The organism is Streptosporangium sp. NBC_01469, assembly GCF_036227305.1.
GTDB lineage: Bacteria > Actinomycetota > Actinomycetes > Streptosporangiales > Streptosporangiaceae > Streptosporangium.
In genome coordinates this window covers 5,106,845-5,128,386 of the sequence record NZ_CP109465.1, presented here as the reverse complement: position 1 = coordinate 5,128,386, position 21,542 = coordinate 5,106,845, and the positions used below count along the sequence as shown (strand labels likewise).

Sequence of the window (21,542 nt, the reverse complement as noted above, 5' to 3'; positions counted from 1 at the left end):
GTTCCTCGGTGGATAGCGGGTGAGCCGACGTCGGGGGGGATGTTGTCACGATGAATCTCCGGTTCAGCTCGTTACCAGGCCATGGTTCCGCCGACCCCGTCGCGCAGCGCACGACGGTAGGCCAGGTTGGCCGCGACCATGTCCTCCATGCCGATTCCCATGGCTTTGTAGACGGTGATCTCGGTGTCGTCCCGTCTGCCCGCACGCTGGTCGACCGCGACCGCGCCGAGCGTCGTGGACTTGGTGGGATCCGCGGTGGACAGCTCCGCGCAACCGATGGGCACCGGTTCGAACGCGTCGAGGGACTCCACGAACAACCGGTGCCGCCGGGCCAGTTCCCTGGGCAGCTCGCCCTCCGGCGGGTAGTAGCCCACGGAAGAAACGTGCGTGCCCGCCTTCAGCCAGTCGGGGTCGATCACCGGTGCGGCCGCGTGTGTCGCCAGGCAGACGACGTCGGATTCGCGTACCGCCGCCTCCAGGTCCGCTGACGCGCGTGCCGTTTCGTCGCGCGAGGCCAGCCGCTCGGCGTCGTCGAAGTGGAGTGAGCAGATGTTGATGCGATCGAACTGACGGATCAACGGCAGCAGTCGCAGGTGTTCGCGAGCCTGGACGCCCGCGCCGACGATCGTGGCGACCCGTGCGTCGGGCCGCGCGAGCAGCCGTGCGGACAACACCGCGGACGCCGCCGTGCGAATCCCGGTGATATACGTCCCGTCCATGACGCAGGTCGTCGCCCCGGTGAGCGGGTCGAACAAATTAATCATGGCGAGATGATTGGGCAACCCGATGTCGAGGTTCCTGTCGAATACGTTCACCACCTTCACGCACATCTGCATGCCCGGCCGCCAAGCCGACATGGCCAGCGAGAAGCCCTCGCCGGGGACCGTCAGTTCCGGTCTGAAAGGCGACTGCACCTCGCCCAGCTCAAGGCCGCGGAACCCGTCCTCCAGGCCGTCCAGCAGCTCCTGCAGGTCAAGGTTCTCCTCTACCTCCGCCTCGGTGAGGGTGAGGATCTCGCGAACCCCTTTGACGATCTCGAACGCGGCTTTACCCGCCGTCTCGGTCATGAAATCTCCCCGTGCTTACTCAGGATCCGGTGCGTTTGATTGTGCGAGACCGACCGGTATCGTTCAACCGAAAAATCCGCCGTTCACATTAGTGAAACTAATGCGATCGATCTGTCGAGAAGGGACGACCCTCAAGATCACTTGAATACCACTAAAGATCTTTTGGATGGTCCGGAGCGGGACGTCCGCCGTCATGATCACTGCCCCAGTGGGACGCGTCCCTTGAGCCGCATGGCGGCGCGGACGCGTTCCTGGGCGATCAGGAGCGCCGCCTCGTGGGGGCGTATGTCCCGCCTACGGGCCTCCGACAGCACCGCTTCGGTGTTGCCGCGCAGCTTCGCCGAGATGAGGGAAAAGATCTGTGCCGGATCGGGCCGGAAGGGAGAGTAGCGGGCGTCCATGGCGAAGCCCGCGGCTATCACACCGCCGGCGTTGGCGATGAAGTCGGGGACCAGGATGACGCCACGTTCGGCCAGGATCCGCTGGGCGTCGGGGGACGTGGGGAGGTTGGCGCCTTCGACGACGATCCGGGCCCGCAGGCGGGTCGCGATGTCGGTGTCGATGACGTCCTGCAGGGCGGCGGGGACAAGGACGTCGCAGGGCACGAGGAGTTCGGTGCCCGGGGCGGACACGGGAACGGAACCGTACTCGTTGACCAGGGCGTCTCCGTGGATCTCGCGAAGCTTCAGAAGTCGCTCGACATCCAGGCCCGCCGGGTCGTGGATGGCGCCGTGCGCGCTGGAGACGGCGACGACGGTCGCACCGAGTTCGGCCAGACGCCGGGCGGCGGCGCGGCCGACGGCGCCGAAGCCCTGGATGGCGACCCGGGCGGCGGTCAGGGACAGCCCGCCGGCCTCGGCCGCGGCGTCCGCGGCCTCCGCGACCCCGTACCCGGTGACACCCAACACGTCGTAGGGAACGCCGCCGAGCTCGTGGGGCGTACCGACGGCGGCGCCCCGGTCCCCCAGTTCGTCCTGAACGATCGCCGCGTCGTTCTCGGTCAGGCCCATGTCCAGGCCGAGCACGTACTCGCGGGGGACCTCGTTGGACAGGGCACGGACGAAGGCGCGAAGGACGCCCTCCTTGTCGGGTGAGGCCGGATCGGCGACGATGCCCGCTTTGGCGCCGCCGTGGAACATGTCGATGCCCGCCCACTTCCAGGTCATGACACGGGCGAGGCGGGCGACCTCGGCAACGGTGACGTGGGGGCTCATCCGGGTTCCGCCCTTGCCGGTACCTCGGGCGGTGTTGTCGATGACCAGCACGCCCTTCATCCCGCTACGGCGGTGTGAGACGACCACGATTTTCTCGGGTCCCCATTCGTCGATCATCGCGAGCGTGTCCGTCACGGCTGATTCTCCTTCTGGCTGTCCTGCTTCTGGCTGTCCTGCGAAGCAGGCTGGGGGCTGATGAACGCCCGCGTGTCACCCGGTGCGGTTCGGGGTGGCGGAGGCGAGCAGTTCGGCTATGTGCACGGCGGTGCGGTCACTGAGCTGGTCGATCTGGGTTCGGCAGCTGAAGCCGTCGGCCAGGATCAGCGTCTCCGGCTCGGCGTCGCGCAGCGCGGGGAGCAGGACCTGCTCGGCGGCGGCGGCCGAGACGTCGTAATGGCCTCTTTCGAAGCCGAAGTTCCCGGCGAGCCCGCAGCAGCCGGAGTCCAGGACCGTGTTGTCCACGCCCGCGCGCCGCAGCAGCTCGCTGTCGGCACCGAATCCGGTGTCGGCGTGCTGGTGACAGTGCGTCTGGCTGAGGGACCGGACGTCGATTCGCGGCGGCGTGTAGTGGGGGGCGTGCCGAAGGAGGAGTTCCGCGAAGGTGTGGACGCGCTCGGCGGCGTTCCGCGCGGCCGGGGTGTCCAGCAGTCGAGGCAGGTCGGAGCGCAGGGCCGAGGTACAGCTTGGTTCCAGGCCGACGACGGGCATGTCCGGGAGGGTTTCCAGCGCCGCGACGGCACGCCCGGCCATGCGGCGGGCGATCTTGAGCTGGCCGGTGCTGATCCAGGTCAGCCCGCAGCACTGGGTGCCGGGCGGAACGTGGACCCGGAAGCCGGCGGCCTCCAGGACGGTGACGGCGGCACGCAACACGTGCGGGCTGAAGTGGTTGTTGAAGGAATCGACCCACAGCAGGACCGGCTTACCCTCGTCCACGCCGTCGCGGTGGCCGAACCAGTCCAGGAAGGTCTCGCCCGCGAAGGAGGGAATGGCGCGCTGGGACGCGATCCCGCCCAGCCGCTTGATCAGGGGCGCCAGCGATGAGCGCGTGACGGCGTTGACCAGGCGCGGGGCATGGGCGGCCAGCCGGGACCACAACGGCAGCCATCCCATGGAGTAGTGGGACAGCGGGCGCGCGCGACCGCTGTAGTGGTGGTGCAGGAACTCCGACTTGTACGTCGCCATGTCGACCCCGACGGGGCAGTCGGAGCTACAGCCCTTGCATGACAGGCACAGATCCAGTGCGTCGCGGACCTCCCGGGAGCGCCACCCATCGCTGATCACCTCGCCCTGCGTCATCTCGTACAGGAGCCGCGCACGGCCGCGGGTGGAGTCACGTTCGTCGCGGGTCACCCGGTAACTGGGGCACATCACCGACCCGTCGGCGCTGCCGGTGCGGCACTTGCCGACGCCGACGCAGCGGCGCGCCGCGCGGCTGAAATCACCACCGTCGTCGGGGTAGGAGAACACGGTCCGCAGCGGGATCACGGTGCGGTGCGGCGTGACGCGCAGGTCGTGGTCGGAGCGTCGAGGATGGACGATCATCCCCGGATTGAGCTTGTTGTCGGGATCCCAGATGTGCTTGAACGCTTCGAACAGGGCCACGGCCTCGCCGCTGTAGACCAGTTCCAGGAATTCCGAGCGTGCCTGCCCGTCACCGTGCTCCCCGGAAGGAGAACCGCCGTGCTCGGCGACCAGACGGGCGGCGTCGGCCATGAAGTCGCGGAACCTCTCCGTGCCTCGGGTGGTGGCGAAGTCGAAGTTGATGCGAACGTGCAGGCAGCCTTCACCGAAGTGGCCGTAGACAGCCCCTCGCAGGCCGTAGCGAGCCATCAGGTCGTTGAATTCCCGCAGGTAGGCGCCGAGCCGCTCGGCCGGGACCGCGGCGTCCTCCCAGCCCGGCCACGCCTCCGAGCCGTCGGGGAGCCGGGTCGCCAGCCCGGCGGCGTCCTCGCGGATACCCCACAGGGCCCGCTGTTCGACCGGGTCGGCGGTGACGTACGCACCCTGGAATCCCGTGGTCCGCTCGGCCTCCTCGGCCAGCTCGGTGGCCTTGAGCAAGGCCTCTTCCGGGGTGTCCGCCCCGACCTCGGCGAACAGCCAGGCGTCCCCCTCGGGGAGGCGATCGGTGGCCGACAGGGCGGCCGGGCGTGTGACCATCCGAGTCAGGGCGCGGTCCAGCCCCTCAAGCGTCATCGGGGATCGCCGGAGCAGGAACGGCACCGCGTCCGCGGCCACGGCCGCTTCGGGGTATCCGAGTACGGCCATCGCCCGCGCACGGGGACGCTGTACCAGGCTGAGCTTGGCCGACAGCACCACCGCGCAGGTGCCCTCGGAACCGACCAGGGCGCGCGCGAGGTTGAAGCGTGCCTCAGGCAGGATGTGCTCCAGCGCGTAACCGGACACCTGCCGTGGGAAACGGCCGAACTCGGTGCGCAGCGTGCTCAGGTTGCCCGTCGCGAGGTCGCGTACGCCGGCCAGCAGCCGGCCGCGCTCGCCGCCCTCGGCGATGGCCTCGTCCAGCTCACCACTCGTCATCGGGCCGACGGTGAGGATCGTGCCGCCGTAGGTGAGGACCTCAAGCTCGATGACGTTGTCGCTGGTGCGGCCCCAGACGATGGAGTGCGATCCGCAGGCGTTGTTGCCGATCATCCCGCCGATGGTGCATCGACTGTGGGTGGAGGGATCCGGACCGAACGCCAGGCCGTGAGGAGCCGCGGCCGCCTGGAGGTCGTCCAGGATCACGCCGGGCTCGACCCGTGCGGTGCGCGCTCGCGGATCGAGTTCGAGGATCCGGTTGCAGTACCGGGAGAAGTCCACGACGATCCCGGCCCCGATCGCCTGACCGGAGGTGCTGGTTCCCGCGCCACGAGAGGTCAGCGGCACGCCGTACCGCCGGCATGCCGCCACCGCCGCGATCACGTCGTCGCGGTCTCGCGGGAAGACCACGCCCAGCGGGATCCGCCGGTAGTTGGAGGCGTCCGCGGAGTACTGCGCGAGACGGCCGGGATCAGCGGTCGTCTCGCCTCGGACGGTGCGTCGCAGCGCGGCGAGGACCGCTTCGCGGGTCGGTGGCGCCGTGGCGGCCTCCGGTGTTCTCGCCATGTGAGGCTCCGTTCTAAAAGGTCACGGGGAGCGGCCGGCAGCAGGGGGTGGGGCCGCGTTCTCAGCCTGGAGGGGAGGAATCCGAAAGCCAAGGGCAAGGAGACCGGTAGCTTTTGGCCATGAGAGCAAGAGTTCCTTCTCCTGATGGAGCGTGCCGATGTTGAATCCGACCCACCTGCGCACCCTTGAGACGGTCTGCCGCACCGGCTCCTTCGCCGTCGCCGCACGCGAACTCGGCTACACGGCCTCCGGTGTGTCCCAGCAGATGGCGGCGCTGGAGCGAGCCTGCGGCCTTGTGCTGTTCGAGCGTGAGGCCCATGGAATCCGTCCGACCGCGGCGGCCGATCAGCTCGTGGAACGGACCGGCCGCGTGCTCGCGGTGCTCGGCGAGTTCGAGGACGAGGTGCGGGACCTGGCCGCTGGACGCGTGGGCCGCCTGCGGCTGGGAAGCTTCCCCACCGCCAGCGTGCGACTGGTACCCGCCGCGCTGGCGGCCCTGGCCACGGACCACCCGGCGGCGGAGATCCTGCTGGAGGAGGGGGAGCCTCGGGAACTGGCCCCGATGCTCGTCAACGGCGAGTTGGACGCCGCCCTGCTGTACGAATACGGCCATGTACCCCAGCGGTGGCCGGAAGACCTGGTGATGGTGCCACTGCTGCACGAAGCGCTGCTGCTCCTGACGCGCCGGCGACGGCCCGCGGACACCGGTGAGGCCACGGCGCGGTTGCCGGCGATGCGTACGGAGAACTGGATCGCCAGTCGTGAAGGCACCGACGGGGCGATCTCACTGGAGCGGCTGTGTGCCGCCGCCGGTTTCGCGCCCGCCATAACGCGGCGCAGCAACAACTACGACGTCGTGCGGCAGCTGGTCGGAGCGGGCCTGGGTGTGGCCGTCGTGCCCGCGCTGGGACACATCCCCGACGAACGCGTCCACGCCCAGGCCGTCGATTCCGCGCCGGCCCACCGCCGTGTCCTGATGGCCTATCGCAGGGCCAACGTCAACCCGCTCCTGCAGCCGGCGTTGCGGGCCATCAGGGCGGCCGTCCCGAGGAACCGTCCCTGGCTCGCCCCGCCGCAGGGATGATCGGGCCGCCCCAAGGGAGTCCCAAGAGAAAGGAGCTCTTGCTCTCACGGCCAAAAGCTACCGGTCTCCTTGGCCTTGGCTTTCGGATTCCTCCCCTCCAGGCTGAGAACCCCGGCTGAGAACGCGGCCCCGCCCCCGCTGCCGGCCGCGTCCCGTTCCACGGAACGACCACACCAGGAGGCTCGCATGATCCCCACTTGGCGGCTGCGCGCCGCATTCGCCCATCGCCTGTCGGACATGTACGGAACCGAGGTACCCGCCTACACCACGCTCCTCGACGTCGCCGGCGAGGTCAACCACGAGGCCGCACGCGAGAACGCCGACGCCGAACGCCTCGGGAGCATCGAACGGGTCACCGCGGAACGCCACGGCGCCATTCGCGTCGGTACCCCTCAGGAGATGCGTCAGGCGGCCCAGATCTTCGCCGCCCTCGGCATGCACCCGGCAGGTTTCTACGACCTGCGTGACGCGGCCTCCAGTGCCATACCGGTGATCTCCACCGCCTTCCGCCCCCTGGACGCCGCCGAACTGGCCCGCAACCCCTTCCGGGTCTTCACCTCGCTGCTCACTCCCGCCGATCGCCGCTTCTTCGACGCTGATCTGCAGGCCCGCCTGGAGACGTTCCTCTCCCGCCGCGAGATCTTCGCACCGGAACTGCTCGACCTCGCCCACCGCGCCGAACACGAGGCGGGACTGCCCCGGGAACAGGCCGAACGCTTCCTCACCCTGGCCGTCGCCGCCTTCGAACTGTCCGCCGAACCCGTCGACCAGACCTGGTATGCCGAACTGGAACGCGTCTCCGCCGTCGCCGCCGACATCGGCGGCGTGTCCAGCACTCACATCAACCACCTCACCCCTCGCGTACTGGACATCGACCGGCTCTACCGGCGCATGGGAGACCGTGGGATCGTCATGATCGACGAGATCCAGGGCCCTCCACGCTGGGAGGGGCCGGACGTCCTGCTGCGGCAGACCTCCTTCCGCGCGCTCGCCGAACCGCGAAGGTTCCGCCGGCCCGACGGCGGCGTCACCACCGGTTCCCTGCGCGTCCGCTTCGGCGAGGTCGAGGCCCGCGGCATCGCCCTCACCCAGGTGGGACGCGCACTGTACGACGAGCTCATCGCCGAGACCGATCGGCGGCTCGCCGACCACCCCGGCGCCTCCGGACAGGACCTGGCCCGCGACATCTGGCGGGCCCGCTTTCCTCGCGACGAGCGTCAACTGGCCGCCGAGAAAATGGCGTACTTCACCTACCAACCGGCCACGAGACGTCCCCACGACGGGCAGCGGCCGCCCGCGGACCTCCCCGGTCTGCTGGAGGGGGGCTGGATCACCGCCGACCCCATCGTCTACGAGGACTTCCTGCCCCGCTCGGCCGCTGGGATCTTCCAATCCAACCTCGCCAACGAGGGCACCCGGGACACCACCCGGAGCGGGGCCCACTACGACGCGCGCCGGCTCTCCGAGACCATCGAGCGCCCTGTCCACGACCCCTTCGACCTCTACGCGGCGCAGCAGAACGACTCCCTGCGCCTGGCCCGCCGGGCACTCGGGCTGTCCCCCTCGGCCGACGGCTGACCCCCGACGAATCCCAGCACGATCACCCACGGCGGCGCGGCGGCGCACAGGGGACCGGCCAACCGCGCGGGCCTGATCGGACCCTGAGAGACGGGCCTGATCGGACCCTGAGAGAAAAAGACGAACGGCCCGGCGGAGAGGCCGGGCCGTTCGCGGTGAGGTTCTTACTTCTTCTTCTGCCCCTGGCGCTTCTCGCGGATCTTCATGGTGACCTCGATGGGCGACCCGGCGAAGCCGAACTCCTCGCGGATCCGGCGCTCGATGAAACGGCGGTAGGTCTCCTCCAGGAAGCCCGAGGTGAACAGCACGAACTTCGGCGGCTCCGTCGACGCCTGCGTGGCGAAGAGGATCTTGGGCTGCTTGCCGCTGCGGACCGGAGGCGGGGTGGCCGCGACCAGGTCGGTCAGGAAGGCGTTGAGCCTGGCGGTGGGCACCCGGGTCGCCCAGGAGTCGAGCGCCTTCTCGATCGCGGGGACGATCCGGTCGACGTGCCAGCCGTTCTTCGCGGAGATGTTGATCCGCAGCGCCCACGGCACGCGGACGAGCTGGCGGTCGATCTCCTTCTCCAGGTAGTAGCGGCGGTCCTCGTCGAGCAGGTCCCACTTGTTGAACGCCACGACCATGCACCGGCCGGACTCGATCACCAGGGAGATGATCCGCAGGTCCTGCTCGGTCAGCACGTCGCTGGCGTCGATGAGCACCACCGCGATCTCCGAGCGCTCCAGGGCCCCCCGGGTGCGCATGCTCGCGTAGAAGTCGGCGCCCTTGAGCTCGCGGTCGCGCCGCCTGATCCCGGCGGTGTCGACGAAGCGCCAGGTCTTGCCGCCGAGCTCGACCAGCTCGTCCACCGGGTCGCGGGTGGTGCCCGCCATCGGGTCGACGAGCACGCGCTCGGAGCCCGCCAGCTTGTTCAGCAGCGAGGACTTGCCCACGTTGGGCTTGCCGACCAGGGCGACCCTGCGCGGACCGCGCTCGGGGCCGAAGCGCTGCTCGGGCGTCTCCGGCAGCTTCTCGAGGATCACGTCCAGCAGGTCGCCGCTGGAGCGGCCGTGCAGGGCCGAGACCGGCTGCGGCTCGCCCAGGCCGAGGGCCCACAGCCCGGCGGCCTCCAGCTCCATCTGCTGGTTGTCGACCTTGTTGGCGGCGAGGATGACCGGCTTGCCGGACCCGCGCAGCACGTGGCCGACGATCTCGTCCGCGTCGGTCACGCCCACGACGGCGTCGACCACGAACAGGATCACGTCGGCCAACTCGGCCGCGACCTGGGCCTGCTCGGCGATCTTCAGCGCCATGCCGGTCGCCTCGGGGTCCCAGCCGCCGGTGTCGACCACCGTGAACCGGCGCCCCCGCCAGGTGGCGTCGTAGGTGACCCGGTCGCGGGTCACCCCCGGCACGTCCTCCACGACCGCCTCCCGGCGGCCGATGATCCGGTTGACCAGGGTGGACTTGCCCACGTTGGGGCGGCCCACCACGGCCACGACCGGCTGCGGGGCCGTGTCGGGCCCCACATCCCGCTGAGAGCTGTCATCGGTCCCCGAATCGGCGAGCTCCGCGTCGATCCAGCCGTTTTCGTCGTCGTATACCCCGGTCACGCCTTTTCCTTAATCACACGCAGTATTTCGGCGATGACCTCTTCGAGGTTCAGCGCCGTGGTGTCGAGCTCGACGGCGTCGGCCGCCTTCGCCAGCGGGTCTGCCTTCCTGGTCGAGTCGAGGGTGTCCCGGCGGGCCATCGCGGCCCGCTGCGCCGCCACCGTGGTGCCGGTGAGCTCCGCCGTGCGGCGCAGTGCCCTGGCGTCCGCGCTCGCGGTCAGGTAGATCTTGACCGCGGCGCCGGGCGCCACCACCGTGCCGATGTCACGGCCCTCGACGACGATTCCACCCGAGCCGATGATCTCACGCTGCTCGGCCACCAGACGGCGCCGCACCTCGGGCACCGCGCTGACCGCCGAGACGGCCGCGGTGACCTCGGCGGTGCGGATCGGCGCGACGGCGTCGACGCCGTCGACCGCCACCACGGGGGCGTCCGGGTCGGTGCCCAGCGTGAGCACCGGGTCGAGTGCCCTGGCCGCGATCGCCTCGGGGTCCGCGAGGTCGACCCCCCGCTGGATCATCCACCAGGTGATCGCCCTGTACATCGCCCCGGTGTCGAGATAGCGCAGCCCCAAGGCCCGCGCCACCCCTCGTGACGCGCTCGACTTGCCCGATCCCGAAGGACCGTCCATGGCGACGACCAGTCCGGTCACGACGCCTCTCCCTTGCAGCCCGCTTCAGTTGTCCGTACGAGGCTACCGGGAGCGGGGAAGGAACCGCGCATCGAGCGAGAAGGCGGATGCCCGCCCCGGACATGAGCGGGCCTCACGAAGATCGCCACGGCGGTACGGGCGGACGCGGTGGCGGGCCGGCCGAACCCCCGGTGGATCATCGGGGAAACACCGCGTGCGCGTGGTCACACAGCGGCGAGATCACGCGGAGACGACACCACGCGGAAGCGAGGCCGGGCAGAGGTTGAGATCACCCGGAAGGGGTCACGGCAGGTGCCAGCCGTTCGCCCGCAGGGCCTCGGCCAGCGCCGTCACCGCCTCCGGCTGCACCCAGAGCTCGGCGGCACCCAGCGGCAGGCCGGGGGCGTGCTCAAGCCTGACGTCCTCGATGTTGACGCCCGCCTCCTTGGCCACCTGGAACAGCCGGGCCAGCTCACCGGGACGGTCGCCGACGATGACCTGGACGACCGCGTAGGTGCGCGCGGGACCGCCGTGCTTGCCGGGAATCCTGCCCGTGCCCGTGACGCCCCGGTACAGCAGCTCGGTGACGCGGGCCATGGCGTCGGGATCGTCGGAGGCGGCCGAGGCGCGGAGGGAGGACGCCGCGGCGGCCAGGTCGGCCGCCACCGCCTCCAGCACCTCGGCCACCGGCAGCGCGTTACCCGACAGGATCCCGGTCCAGAGCCTCGGGTCGCTCGCCGCGACGCGGGTGACGTCGCGCACCCCGGGACCGGCCAGGCCGAGCGCGGTGACCGGCGCCTCCGCGAGACGGGCGGCCACCGCGGAGGCGGCCACGTGGGGGGCGTGCGAGACGACCGCGACGGCCCTGTCGTGCTCCTCGGCGCCGACCCTGACCGCCTCGCCGCCACAGAGCTTGACGAGCCCGTACAGAGCCTCCAGGGCGTCGGGCGAGGTCTCCTCGGTCGGGCACAGCGCCCACGGGCGCCCGAGGAACAGGTCGGCCCGCGCCGCGGCGGGCCCGGAGCGCTCGCGTCCGGCGAGCGGGTGCCCGGCGACATAGGTCGTCAGGTCGCAGCCGAGGCTCGCGGCCTCCCGGAGCGGGAGCGCCTTGACGCTGGCCACGTCGGTGTAGAAACGGGCCGCGCCGGCCTCCTGGAGGGCGGCGAGCCGCCCGGCGACCACCTGCGGCGGAACCGCGATGATCGCGATGTCCACGGTCACGCCCTCGGCCCACTCGACCCCGGCGCCCAGCTCCCGCGCCAGCCGCAGGGATCCCGCGTCGCGGTCGGCCAGGTGGACGGCCACGCCCTGCTCGCGCAGGGCCAGGGCGATCGAGGTGCCGATCAGGCCCGTACCGACGACCAGGACGCTTTCGAGACCGCTCACGCGCGCTCCTCCGAGATGGTGACGCACGAGAGGATCACTGGGCGATGTCCACGCGGAGGGCGACCGCGCCACGCAGGTAGACGTGCTGGATGTCCTGGCGGGACCGGTCGACGTCGACGTGGGCCATCAGCCGCACCACGCGGGGCAGCGCGCCGGGAACGTCGATCTCGGAGGCGCAGATCAGCGGAACGTCGTGGAAGCCGAGCTTGCGGGCGGCCAGGGCGGGAAACTCGGCGGTGAGATCGGGGGTGGCCGTGAAGATCACACTGATCACGTCCTCGGTGGTGAGCCTGTTGCGCCCCATCACCTCCGTGACCAGCTCGGTGACCCCGGACAGGATCTCGTCCCGGCTGTTGGCCCCGACCTGGGTCGCACCTCGGATCGCCCGTATCATCGCCGTTCCTCCAATCCACCGTGCCGGACCACCCCCGAGGATGGTCCGGCACGTCCTAACACACGTGTCAGGGAAGGTTACAACCCGACGGCGGCGTAGAGCTCCCCAACTTCCGTGAGGGTCAGTGCCCGGACGGTGCCCGGCTTGAGGCGGCCGAGCTTGACCGGGCCGAACTCGATGCGGGCCAGGTCGATGACCGGGTGCCCGACCTCCTCCAGCATGCGGCGGACGATGTGCTTGCGGCCCTCGTGCAGCACGATCTCGATCAGGGCCTGCTGTCCGTGCTCCTGGACCAGGGCGAAGGAGTCGGCCTTGGCGAGGCCGTCCTCCAGCTCGACGCCCTTCTTCAGGCGGCGGCCGAGGTCGCGCTCGATCCGGCCGGGAACCTTCGCCCAGTACTTCTTCTGGACGCCGTAGCTCGGGTGGGTGAGCCTGTTGGCCAGCTCACCGTCGTTGGTGAGCAGGATCAGGCCCTCGGTCTCGGTGTCGAGACGGCCCACGTGGAACAGCCGCTCGGTGCGGTCGGCCACGAAGTCGGCCAGCGAGGGGCGGCCGTCCGGGTCGGACATGGTGCTGACGACGCCGATCGGCTTGTTGATCGCGAGGTAGACCAGGTCGGGCATGGTCGGCAGGCGCTTGCCGTCGACGTGGATGACCTGCTTGGCGGGGTCGACCCGGGCGCCGAAGCGGCGGACCACCTGGCCGTCGACCGTCACCCGGCCCTCGCCGATCATGTCCTCGCAGGCCCGGCGGCTGGCGACGCCCGCCTGGGCGAGGACCTTCTGCAGCCGGATGCCGTCGGGGACCTCGGTGGTGTCGCGCTCGTCGACGTAGTCGCGGTCGTAGAAGTCGGAGTCGCGCTTGGGCTGGCGGGCGGTCTTGAACCGGTCGTTCGCGATCGCGCCCGGCCTGAGCGGCGCCTTCGCCGCGGGGGCGCGGTTGGCGGACCGGTCAGCGGGAGCACGGCGCTCGCCGTACGCCCCGGCGCGGTCGCCGCCGATGGTCTGGACGTCGTCCCGGCGGCCGGTCCTGCCGAAGCGGCCACGGGAACCACCACCGGCGGGCGCGTCGCCGCGACCGCGGTCGGAGCCGGGCCTGCCACGCGAGCCGTCACGATCGGCGCGGAAGCCGCCGCGGTCGTCACGGCGCGGGCCGTCGGAGCGGAAACCGCCCTGCGAACCGCCCGAGGGCCTGCCACCGCCGTACTGGCTCCGCGAATCGTCACGGGAGCCGCCGAAGGACGAACCACCGCGATCGTCACGACGCGGACCGTCGGAACGGAAACCACCCTGCGAACCACCGTCGGGCCTGCCATACCGGCTGCGCGAATCGTCACGGGGCCCGCCGAAGGACGAACCACCGCGATCGTCACGACGCGGACCGTCGGAACGGTAACCACCGGACGAAGAACCACCCGAAGGCCTGCCGAACGAAGAACCACCACGATCATCACGACGCGGACCGTCAGAGCGGAAACCGCCCTGCGAACCACCGAAGGACGAACCACCGCGGTCGTCACGACGCGGGCCGTCGGAACGGAAGCCACCCTGGGAGCTGCCCGAGGGCCTGCCGGACGAAGAACCACCACGATCATCACGACGCGGACCGTCAGAACGGAAACCACCCTGCGAACCACCGAACGAAGAACCACCGCGATCGTCACGACGCGGACCGTCAGAGCGGTAACCGCCCTGGGAGCCGCCCGAGGGCCTGCCGGACGAAGAACCACCGCGATCGTCACGACGCGGACCGTCAGAGCGGTAACCGCCCTGGGAGCCGCCCGAGGGCCTGCCGGACGAAGAACCACCACGGTCGTCACGACGCGGACCGTCGGAACGGTAGCCGCCCTGCGAACCGCCCGAAGGCCTGCCGGACGAAGAACCACCACGATCATCACGACGCGGACCGTCAGAACGGAAACCACCCTGCGAACCACCTCGGAACCCGCCGGAGGAGGATCCGCCTCGGGAGGAGCCGCCCCGGAATCCACCGGACTGCGAGCCCCCACGGGGATTGCCACCGCGCGGGGCTCCGCCACGGCCTTGACCGCGTCCATCACCGGACGGGGTACTGCGCCTGTTGTTCACTACTTCTGCTCCTCTAGGGATTCCATGTCGTCGGGCAGGAAAGGTGCCAGCTCGGGAAGCTCTTCGAGCTCCCGCAGGCCCATCCGCTCGAGAAAATACGAACTTGTCCGGTAGAGCACGGCTTGGCTCTCCGGTTCGGTGCCGGCCTCCTCGACCAGCCCCCTCGTCATCAGCGTGCGCATGACGCCGTCGCTGTTGACACCGCGGATGGCCGCCACCCGGGCCCGGCTCACCGGCTGCCGGTAGGCGACCACGGCCAGGGTCTCCAGAGCGGCCTGGGTCAGGCGCGTCTGCTGGCCGTCGCGGACGAACCGCTCCACGAGTGGCGCGCACTCGGCCCGCGTGTAGAACCGCCAGCCGCCCGCGACCTCTCTCAGGTCAAAACCCCGCCCGGAAGCGGTGTATTCCGCCGAGAGCTCACGAATCGCCCGCCCGATCTCGTGGACGGGCCGTTCCAGCACCTGGGCGAGGGTCACCTCGGCGACGGGCTCGTCGACCACCAGCAGGATGGCCTCCAGCCCGGCGCGCAGGTCCGGCTCGGCACCCGGACCAAGCTCGGCATCCGGACCGATCTCGGCACGTGAACCAGGCTCGATACGCGGGTCCGGCTCGGCACGCGAACCGACCTCGGCACGCGGGCCGAGGTCGGGTGCCAGGTCAGTCATCGGCGGGCTCCCTCTCCGGGCTGTTCAGGGTCTCGTCGTAGTCGTCGGCCACGGCGACGTCGCCGTCGTCACTGCCGGTCCAGGTCACGTGCAACTCCCCGAGAGGCTCCACCTGCTCGAAGGAGACGGCCGCCTCCCGGTAGAGCTCCAGGACGGCCAGGAAACGCGCGACGACCTCGAAGGTGCCGGCGCAGTCGGAGGTGAGTGCCCGGAAAGTCGCCCGGCGCATCCGCCGCAGCCGCTCGACAAGGATAACCGCCTGTTCGCGGACATTGGCGAGCGGTTGGTAGATGTGGGCCACCGAGACCGACGGAGGCACCTTGGGGGCGAAGGCCCGCCGGGCGATCTCCGCGAGGCGGTCGGGGCCGATGCCGAGGATCAGCGCGGGCAGCAGGTTCGCGAACTCGGCCTCCATCGGCACCGTACGGGGGAAGCGCAGCGCCTCCTCGGCCATCCGGCTGGAGAAGACCTTGACGACCTCCTTGTAGGCCCGGTACTGCAGAAGACGGGCGAACAGCAGGTCACGGGCCTCCAGGAGGGCCAGGTCCTCCTCGTCGTCGACCTCGCCCGAGGGCAGCAGCCTGGCGGCCTTGAGGTCGAGCAGGGTCGCCGCGACGAGCAGGAAGTGACTCGTCTGGTCCAGGTCCCACTCCGGGCCCCTGGCCCGGATGTAGGAGATGAACTCGTCGGTGACCTGGCTGAGCGAGACCTCGGTGATGTCCAGCTTGTGCTTGGAGATCAGACCGAGCAGGAGGTCGAAAGGGCCCTCGAAGACCTCCAGATGCACCTTGAAGGTGTCATCGTCGGTCTTCGGCTGCTCGGTCATCCCTCCATTGTCCCGCACCCGGAGGCAGGATCACCGCTCCAGCGCGGCCCACCTGGCCAGGACTTCCCTGGCAAGCTCGCGGTACGCGCTGGCGCCGAGCGAGGACGAGTCGAAGCTGGTGATGGGCTCACCGGCCACGGTGGCGTCGGGGAAGCGAACCGTCCGGTTGATCACCGTGTGGTAGACCTTCTCGTCGAACGCCTCGACGACCCGGGCCAGCACCTCGCGGCCGTGCAGGGTGCGCGCGTCGTACATGGTGGCGAGCAGGCCCTCGATGACCAGCTCGTCGTTGATGCGCTCCTGGACCTTGATGATGGTGTCCATGAGCAGCGCGACACCGCGCAGCGCGAAGAACTCGCACTCCAGCGGCACCATGACGCCGTGCGCGCAGGCCAGCGCGTTGATCGTGAGCAGTCCCAGGGAGGGCTGGCAGTCGATCAGGCACACGTCGTACTCGGGCAGGAGGGGTTTGATCACCCGGCCGAGCACCTGCTCGCGGGCGACCTCCGTGACGAGCTGGACCTCCGCCGCCGACAGGTCGATGTTGCTGGGCAGCAGGTCCATGCCCTCGACGCCGGTCTCCAGGAGCACGTCCCTGGCGGTGATCTGCCGCTCCATGAGGAGGTTGTAGACCGTCAGGTCGAGCTGGAGAGGGTTGATCCCGAGGCCGACCGAGAGGGCACCCTGCGGGTCGAAGTCGACCAGCAGCACCTTGAGCCCGGCCTCCGCCAGCGCGGCGCCCAGGTTGATGGTGGTGGTCGTCTTGCCGACGCCGCCCTTCTGGTTGACCATGGCGACAACCCTCGCCGGTCCGTGCACCGTGCGGGGGGGCGGGTCGGGGAAGACCGGGCGGGGACGCCCGGTCGGGCCGAGAACTCCCCCACTGCGAGGGGTCCCGGCGGTCTTGGTGTCGCCCCAGGGATTCTCGGGGTTTGCTGGGGTCGTTCCCCGGATAGAACCGTCGGTGGTCACAGTCACCAGTCGAACCTCCCTGACGGCCTCTAACCGGACCGTCCGGACGGACACTATGGCGTCAACACGTATGCGGCAAGGCGGCACGCCCGGACATAAGCAAGGTCAATCCCGCGTGCGCGGATGCGCGGCGGCATAGACCTCGCGGAGCTTGTCGACCGTGACCTGTGTGTACACCTGGGTGGTGGTCACCGAGGCGTGGCCGAGTAGTTCCTGAACCACCCTAACGTCCACACCCCCGTCAAGGAGGTGGGTTGCGAACGAATGTCGCAACATATGTGGCGACACTCCTTCGAGCCCGCCGCGCTCGGCGGCGCCCTGGAGGACCTCCCAGGCGCCCTGGCGGGTGAGCCGCCCGCCCCTGGCGTTCAGGAAGAGCCCCGAGGTGCCCCGGCCGTGTGAGGCGATGCTGGGCCGCGCACAGGTGAGGTAGGCGCGCAGCGCCTCCCCCGCGAAGCCGCCCAGGGGCACCAGGCGGGTGCGCCCGCCCTTGCCGCGCAGGCGCACCCGCTGGGCCTCGGCCCCCAGGTCGACGTCGTCGACGGCGAGCCCCACGGCCTCGGAGATGCGCGCGCCGGTGCCGTACAGCAGCTCGAGCAGCGCCCGGTTACGCAGCGTGAGCGGAGCTCCGTCGGGCCCCGAGGCGGCGATCAGGCGTTCCACGTCGCGGACGCTGATCGCCTTGGGAAGCCGCCTGAGCTGGCGCGGCGAGCGCACCTCGTGGGCCGGGTCGTGCAGGCAGACGCCCTGGCTCAACGCGAAGCGGTGCAGGCCGCGCACCGCGGAGACGGCCCGCGCCGCCGAGGCGGCGACGAGGGCCTGGTGCTCCCCGTCGCCCTCCCTGAGCGCCGTCACAAAGGCGGTGACGTCGTCCTCGGCGACCTCGCCGAAGGTGACGCGGCCGCGCTGCTTGAGATGCCCTACGTACCGCAGGAGGTCACGGCGATAGGAGGCCAGGGTGTTGGCGGCCAGGCCCCGCTCCACGGCCAGATGGGCGAGGTAGCTGGAGAGGACGGCCTCCGTCTCGCTCAGGGTGTCCTCCTGTCATGCCTCCGGTGCGTCGGCGGGCCGCAGTGAGGCGAATCCATCCGCCGAAGCGGCGTATGCGGCGAGAATACCGGCCACGGCTTGGGAATTGTGGATCATTCCCGCCATGGCACGCCGAACCGCGTCGGACAGGGGGATCCACACCACCGGCATGTCGGCCTCCTCGTGCCGCTGGACGAAGTCCAGTTCCTCCTGGGGGATGGGGCTGACATCCCTGGCGAGGAAGATGCGGGTGCGCTCGTCGCTCATCCCGGGCGAGGGGAAGGCGTCGATCAGGGTGTGCCAGGTGCCCGCCCGGTAGCCCGCCTCCTCGGCGAGCTCGCGGGCCGCGCCGTCCGGCAGGGACTCGCCGTCGACGTCGCGCAGCCCCGCGGGCAGCTCCCACAGCAGCCGCCGTACGGGGTGGCGGTACTGGCGGATCAGCAGGACCCGCTCCCTGTCGTCGAGGGCCACGACGGCCACGGAGCCCAGGTGGACCACGTAGTCGCGGTTGACGGCCTCGCCGTCCGGCATGACGACCGCGTCGGTGACCGCGGTGATGACACGGGCGCGGAAGTGCTCGGTAGAGGAGACGACCTTCCACTCCTCGGGAACGTCCACGACCTCCAGGACGTCCTGCCCCTCCTGGCTTTCCCCCGCGCCCGCGCCCTCGTCCGCTCGCGAGCCGCTCACTTGCCCCGCCCCGCCTTGGCGACGGTGCCGCGGATGTCGGCGTACGTCAGGGCGGCGCCGATCAGGCCCTTGAACAGCGGGTGCGCCCGGGTCGGCCGGGAACGGAACTCCGGGTGCGCCTGGGTGCCGATGAAGAAGGGGTGGACGTCGGCGGGCAGCTCGGCGTACTCCACCAGGCGGCCGTCGGGCGAGAGGCCGGAGAAGACCATGCCGACCTTCTCCAGCTGCTCGCGGTAGGAGTTGTTGACCTCGTAGCGGTGCCGGTGGCGCTCGTCCACCTTCGCCATGCCGTACAGCTGGCGGGCGAGCGTGCCCTCGCCGAGCCTGGCCGGGTAGAGGCCCAGCCTCATGGTGCCGCCCATGTCGCGCTCGCCGGAGACGACGTCCTCCTGGTCGACCATGGTGGAGATGACCGGGTGGGTGGTCTCCGCGTCGAACTCGGTGCTTCCGGCGTCCTCGATGTCCGCGAGGTTGCGGGCGGCGTCGATGACCATGCACTGCATGCCCAGGCAGATGCCGAGCAGCGGAATCTTGTTCTCCCTGACGTGCCGGATCGCGCCGACCTTGCCCTCGATCCCGCGTACGCCGAAGCCGCCGGGCACCAGGACGCCGTCGACGCCGTCGAGCTCGCGGGCCGCGCCCTCGGGGGTCTCGCAGTCGTCGCTCTTGACCCAGCGGATGTTGACGCGGGCGTCGTTGGCGAAGCCGCCCGCGCGCAGCGCCTCGGTGACCGACAGGTAGGCGTCGGGCAGGTCGATGTACTTGCCGACGAGCGCGATCGTGACCTCGTTGGCCGGGCGGTGCACCCGGCGCAGAAGCTGCTCCCACTCCTTCCAGTCGACGTCCCTGAAGGGCAGGCCCAGACGGCGCACCACGTAGGCGTCCAGGCCCTCGGAGTGCAGAACCTTGGGGATGTCGTAGATGCTGGCGGCGTCGATGGCGGAGACGACCGCGTCCTCATCCACGTCGCACATCAGGCTGATCTTGCGCTTGATCGCGTTCGTGACCGGGCGGTCGGAGCGCAGGACGATCGCGTCGGGCTGGATGCCGATGCTGCGCAGCGCGGCGACCGAGTGCTGGGTCGGCTTGGTCTTCAGCTCGCCGCTCGGCCCGATGTACGGCAGCAGCGAGACGTGGAGGAAGAACACGTTGTCGCGGCCGACCTCGTGGCGGACCTGGCGGACGGCCTCCAGGAAGGGCAGCGACTCGATGTCGCCCACGGTGCCGCCGACCTCGGTGATGACCACGTCCACGTCGGGACCGGCCATCGACCGGATGCGGTCCTTGATCTCGTTGGTGATGTGCGGGATGACCTGCACGGTGTCCCCGAGATACTCGCCGCGGCGCTCCTTGGCGATGACGTTGGAGTAGACCTGGCCGGTGGTCACGTTGGCCGAGCCGTGCAGCTCGGTGTCGAGGAACCGCTCGTAGTGGCCGACGTCGAGGTCGGTCTCCGCGCCGTCGTCGGTGACGAACACCTCACCGTGCTGGAACGGGTTCATGGTGCCGGGGTCGACGTTGAGGTAGGGGTCGAGTTTCTGCATGGTGACCCGCAGGCCGCGCAGCTTGAGAAGGCGCCCGAGGCTGGAGGCCGTCAGTCCCTTCCCAAGACTGGAGGCGACGCCGCCGGTGACGAACAGATGCTTGGTGTGTGCGGCGCTGCGCAAGAAGGCTCCCGTGGTCGTTACAGATCGTCGGCGCACCCTTATGAATGGCCTACAGGTCCACGGGCTCTCAGAATATCAAACGGTACCGGCGAAGTGCCCGAACAACCCCCCACCCACGTTCCCTCCAAACCCAACCAAGCGGTAATTTGATCCGTTATGTCACTTCATGGCGTGGTACGGCGTGCCATGGGCAGCCTCGTCCACCGGCTCTGGGCGGCGGCCCGCACGGCCGGCGCCGTCACCCCCGTCAGCCCCGCCGGATACCGCTTCCGGCGCCTCGGCGAGGGCGCCTGCCTGTCGTTCCCGCTCGGGGCCGTCTTCGGCGAGGCCTGGATCGAGATCGGCGACCACACCCTGATCGGCGAGCGGGTCTCCATCTCCGCGGGCATGGGTCCCGGGGTCGACCTGGGCCCGGACTCGGTCGTACGGATCGGCGGGAGCTGCTCCATCGGCAGGGGCAGCCACATCGTCGGCCACCAGTCGATCGACATCGGCGACGACGTCTTCACCGGCCCGTACGTCTACATCACCGACCAGAACCATGTCTACGACGACCCCGAGGCGCCGATCGGCCGCCAGTGGCCGCGCAACAACCCGGTGTCCATCGGCTCTGGATCGTGGCTGGGCACCGGCGCGATCATCCTGCCGGGCACCCGGATCGGCAGGCAGTGCGTGGTGGCGGGCGGGGCGGTGGTACGCGGGGAGTTCCCCGACCACAGCGTGATCGCGGGCATCCCCGCCAAGGTGGTGCGCCACTACGTACCCGGCCAGGGGTGGCTGCCGCCGCACCTGGAGGTCGTGGAGACCATGGGCACCGTGAACGCTGTGGACGCCGCGGAGGTCATGGACACCGAGACCGGAGTGATACCGCGATAGGGGACGGATCGGGATCGATCGACGGCCGGGAACCGTTGAAGAAGGAGAGAGACACTACGGAGGTGCGATGCTCGCGGCACTGACGGGCCTTGGACTCTCCACCGCGGCCGGGCTCAACGCCTACATCCCGCTGCTGGTGGTCGGCCTGCTCGCCAACTTCACCGACCAGGTACGGCTGCCGCAGGAGTTCGCCTGGCTGTCCAACGGGTGGGTTCTCGGGATCATCGGCGTGCTGCTCCTGGCGGAGTTCGTGCTCGACAAGGTCCCGGTGGTCGACAGCGTCAACGACATGATCCAGACCGTTGTCCGCCCCGCCTCCGGCGGCGTGGTCTTCAGCGCCACCGAGGCCGCGGCCCGGCTGGACGGCTCGACCTGGATGAGCCACAACCCCTGGCTCAGCTGGGTGCTGGGGATCGGGATCGCCCTGGCCGTGCACACCATGAAGGCGGCCACCAGGCCCGTGGTGAACGCCACCACGGCCGGGGTGGGCGCGCCCGTGGTCAGCACGGTGGAGGACGCCGGGGCACTGGGCATCAGCCTGGTGGCGATCTTCCTGCCGGTCCTGGTCGTCGTGGTGGTGGCGGGGCTGGCGCTGTTCGCCTGGTGGGCGACCCGCAGGATACGGCGACGGCGGCGGGTGGCCGCCCCGAGCCTGCGATGAGACCACACCCGGGCGACCGC

General features: G+C 70.2%; 18 protein-coding genes. 4 read left to right on the top strand and 14 right to left on the bottom strand.

Going from position 1 to position 21,542, the window contains the following annotated elements:
• Nucleotides 1–71 precede the first annotated feature (71 nt).
• From OG587_RS22710 to OG587_RS22700, 3 genes are all read right to left on the bottom strand, one after another.
• Nucleotides 72–1,067: an ornithine cyclodeaminase family protein gene (locus tag OG587_RS22710; protein WP_329093395.1), complete on the bottom strand. Its 996-nt coding sequence runs from the start codon at nucleotides 1,065–1,067 to the stop codon at nucleotides 72–74.
• A gap of 197 nt (nucleotides 1,068–1,264) precedes the next feature.
• Nucleotides 1,265–2,416, bottom strand: coding sequence for a Glu/Leu/Phe/Val family dehydrogenase (locus OG587_RS22705; protein WP_329093394.1), 1,152 nt, complete (start codon nucleotides 2,414–2,416; stop codon nucleotides 1,265–1,267).
• A gap of 75 nt (nucleotides 2,417–2,491) precedes the next feature.
• On the bottom strand, nucleotides 2,492–5,383 hold the full coding sequence (locus OG587_RS22700) for an FAD-binding and (Fe-S)-binding domain-containing protein (protein WP_329093392.1): 2,892 nt from the start codon (nucleotides 5,381–5,383) through the stop codon (nucleotides 2,492–2,494).
• Between the two features lie 157 nt (nucleotides 5,384–5,540).
• Here OG587_RS22700 and OG587_RS22695 point away from each other — a divergent pair, with 157 nt between their 5' ends.
• On the top strand, nucleotides 5,541–6,467 hold the full coding sequence (locus OG587_RS22695; protein ID WP_329093390.1) for a LysR family transcriptional regulator: 927 nt from the start codon (nucleotides 5,541–5,543) through the stop codon (nucleotides 6,465–6,467).
• 186 nt (nucleotides 6,468–6,653) lie between these two features.
• Complete coding sequence (hglS, locus tag OG587_RS22690; RefSeq protein ID WP_329093389.1) at nucleotides 6,654–8,045, top strand: 2-oxoadipate dioxygenase/decarboxylase; 1,392 nt, start codon at nucleotides 6,654–6,656, stop codon at nucleotides 8,043–8,045.
• A 164-nt stretch (nucleotides 8,046–8,209) separates the two neighbouring features.
• Here hglS and der read toward each other — a convergent pair whose 3' ends face one another.
• From der to OG587_RS22635, 11 genes are all read right to left on the bottom strand, one after another.
• On the bottom strand, nucleotides 8,210–9,637 hold the full coding sequence (der, locus tag OG587_RS22685; protein ID WP_329093387.1) for a ribosome biogenesis GTPase Der: 1,428 nt from the start codon (nucleotides 9,635–9,637) through the stop codon (nucleotides 8,210–8,212).
• Nucleotides 9,634–10,290 (bottom strand): (d)CMP kinase, encoded by a 657-nt coding sequence (gene cmk / locus OG587_RS22680; RefSeq protein ID WP_329093385.1) that lies wholly within the window; start codon nucleotides 10,288–10,290, stop codon nucleotides 9,634–9,636. Before cmk ends, der begins: the two co-directional genes overlap by 4 nt.
• A gap of 282 nt (nucleotides 10,291–10,572) precedes the next feature.
• The gene (locus OG587_RS22675; RefSeq protein ID WP_329093383.1) at nucleotides 10,573–11,655 is read right to left on the bottom strand and encodes a prephenate dehydrogenase; all 1,083 of its coding nucleotides are present in this window, start codon (nucleotides 11,653–11,655) and stop codon (nucleotides 10,573–10,575) included.
• Between the two features lie 34 nt (nucleotides 11,656–11,689).
• Nucleotides 11,690–12,049, bottom strand: coding sequence for a chorismate mutase (gene aroH, locus OG587_RS22670; RefSeq protein WP_329093381.1), 360 nt, complete (start codon nucleotides 12,047–12,049; stop codon nucleotides 11,690–11,692).
• A 77-nt stretch (nucleotides 12,050–12,126) separates the two neighbouring features.
• Nucleotides 12,127–14,136: a pseudouridine synthase gene (locus OG587_RS22665; protein ID WP_329093379.1), complete on the bottom strand. Its 2,010-nt coding sequence runs from the start codon at nucleotides 14,134–14,136 to the stop codon at nucleotides 12,127–12,129.
• Nucleotides 14,136–14,801 (bottom strand): SMC-Scp complex subunit ScpB, encoded by a 666-nt coding sequence (scpB, locus tag OG587_RS22660; protein WP_329093377.1) that lies wholly within the window; start codon nucleotides 14,799–14,801, stop codon nucleotides 14,136–14,138. The genes OG587_RS22665 and scpB overlap by 1 nt, the downstream gene beginning before the upstream one ends.
• On the bottom strand, nucleotides 14,794–15,627 hold the full coding sequence (locus tag OG587_RS22655) for a segregation and condensation protein A (RefSeq protein ID WP_329093375.1): 834 nt from the start codon (nucleotides 15,625–15,627) through the stop codon (nucleotides 14,794–14,796). Before OG587_RS22655 ends, scpB begins: the two co-directional genes overlap by 8 nt.
• Nucleotides 15,628–15,657: 30 nt before the next feature.
• Nucleotides 15,658–16,605: a ParA family protein gene (locus OG587_RS22650; protein ID WP_329093373.1), complete on the bottom strand. Its 948-nt coding sequence runs from the start codon at nucleotides 16,603–16,605 to the stop codon at nucleotides 15,658–15,660.
• Nucleotides 16,606–16,704: 99 nt separating this feature from the next.
• Nucleotides 16,705–17,631: a tyrosine recombinase gene (locus tag OG587_RS22645; RefSeq protein WP_329093967.1), complete on the bottom strand. Its 927-nt coding sequence runs from the start codon at nucleotides 17,629–17,631 to the stop codon at nucleotides 16,705–16,707.
• Between the two features lie 12 nt (nucleotides 17,632–17,643).
• The gene (locus OG587_RS22640; RefSeq protein WP_329093965.1) at nucleotides 17,644–18,255 is read right to left on the bottom strand and encodes an NUDIX hydrolase; all 612 of its coding nucleotides are present in this window, start codon (nucleotides 18,253–18,255) and stop codon (nucleotides 17,644–17,646) included.
• Between the two features lie 59 nt (nucleotides 18,256–18,314).
• Nucleotides 18,315–19,985, bottom strand: a complete 1,671-nt coding sequence (locus tag OG587_RS22635) for a CTP synthase (RefSeq protein ID WP_329093371.1) — start codon at nucleotides 19,983–19,985, stop codon at nucleotides 18,315–18,317.
• A gap of 156 nt (nucleotides 19,986–20,141) precedes the next feature.
• Here OG587_RS22635 and OG587_RS22630 point away from each other — a divergent pair, with 156 nt between their 5' ends.
• Nucleotides 20,142–20,861, top strand: coding sequence for an acyltransferase (locus OG587_RS22630; RefSeq protein ID WP_329093370.1), 720 nt, complete (start codon nucleotides 20,142–20,144; stop codon nucleotides 20,859–20,861).
• 67 nt (nucleotides 20,862–20,928) lie between these two features.
• Nucleotides 20,929–21,522, top strand: a complete 594-nt coding sequence (locus OG587_RS22625) for a DUF4126 domain-containing protein (protein ID WP_329093368.1) — start codon at nucleotides 20,929–20,931, stop codon at nucleotides 21,520–21,522.
• Nucleotides 21,523–21,542 lie beyond the last annotated feature (20 nt).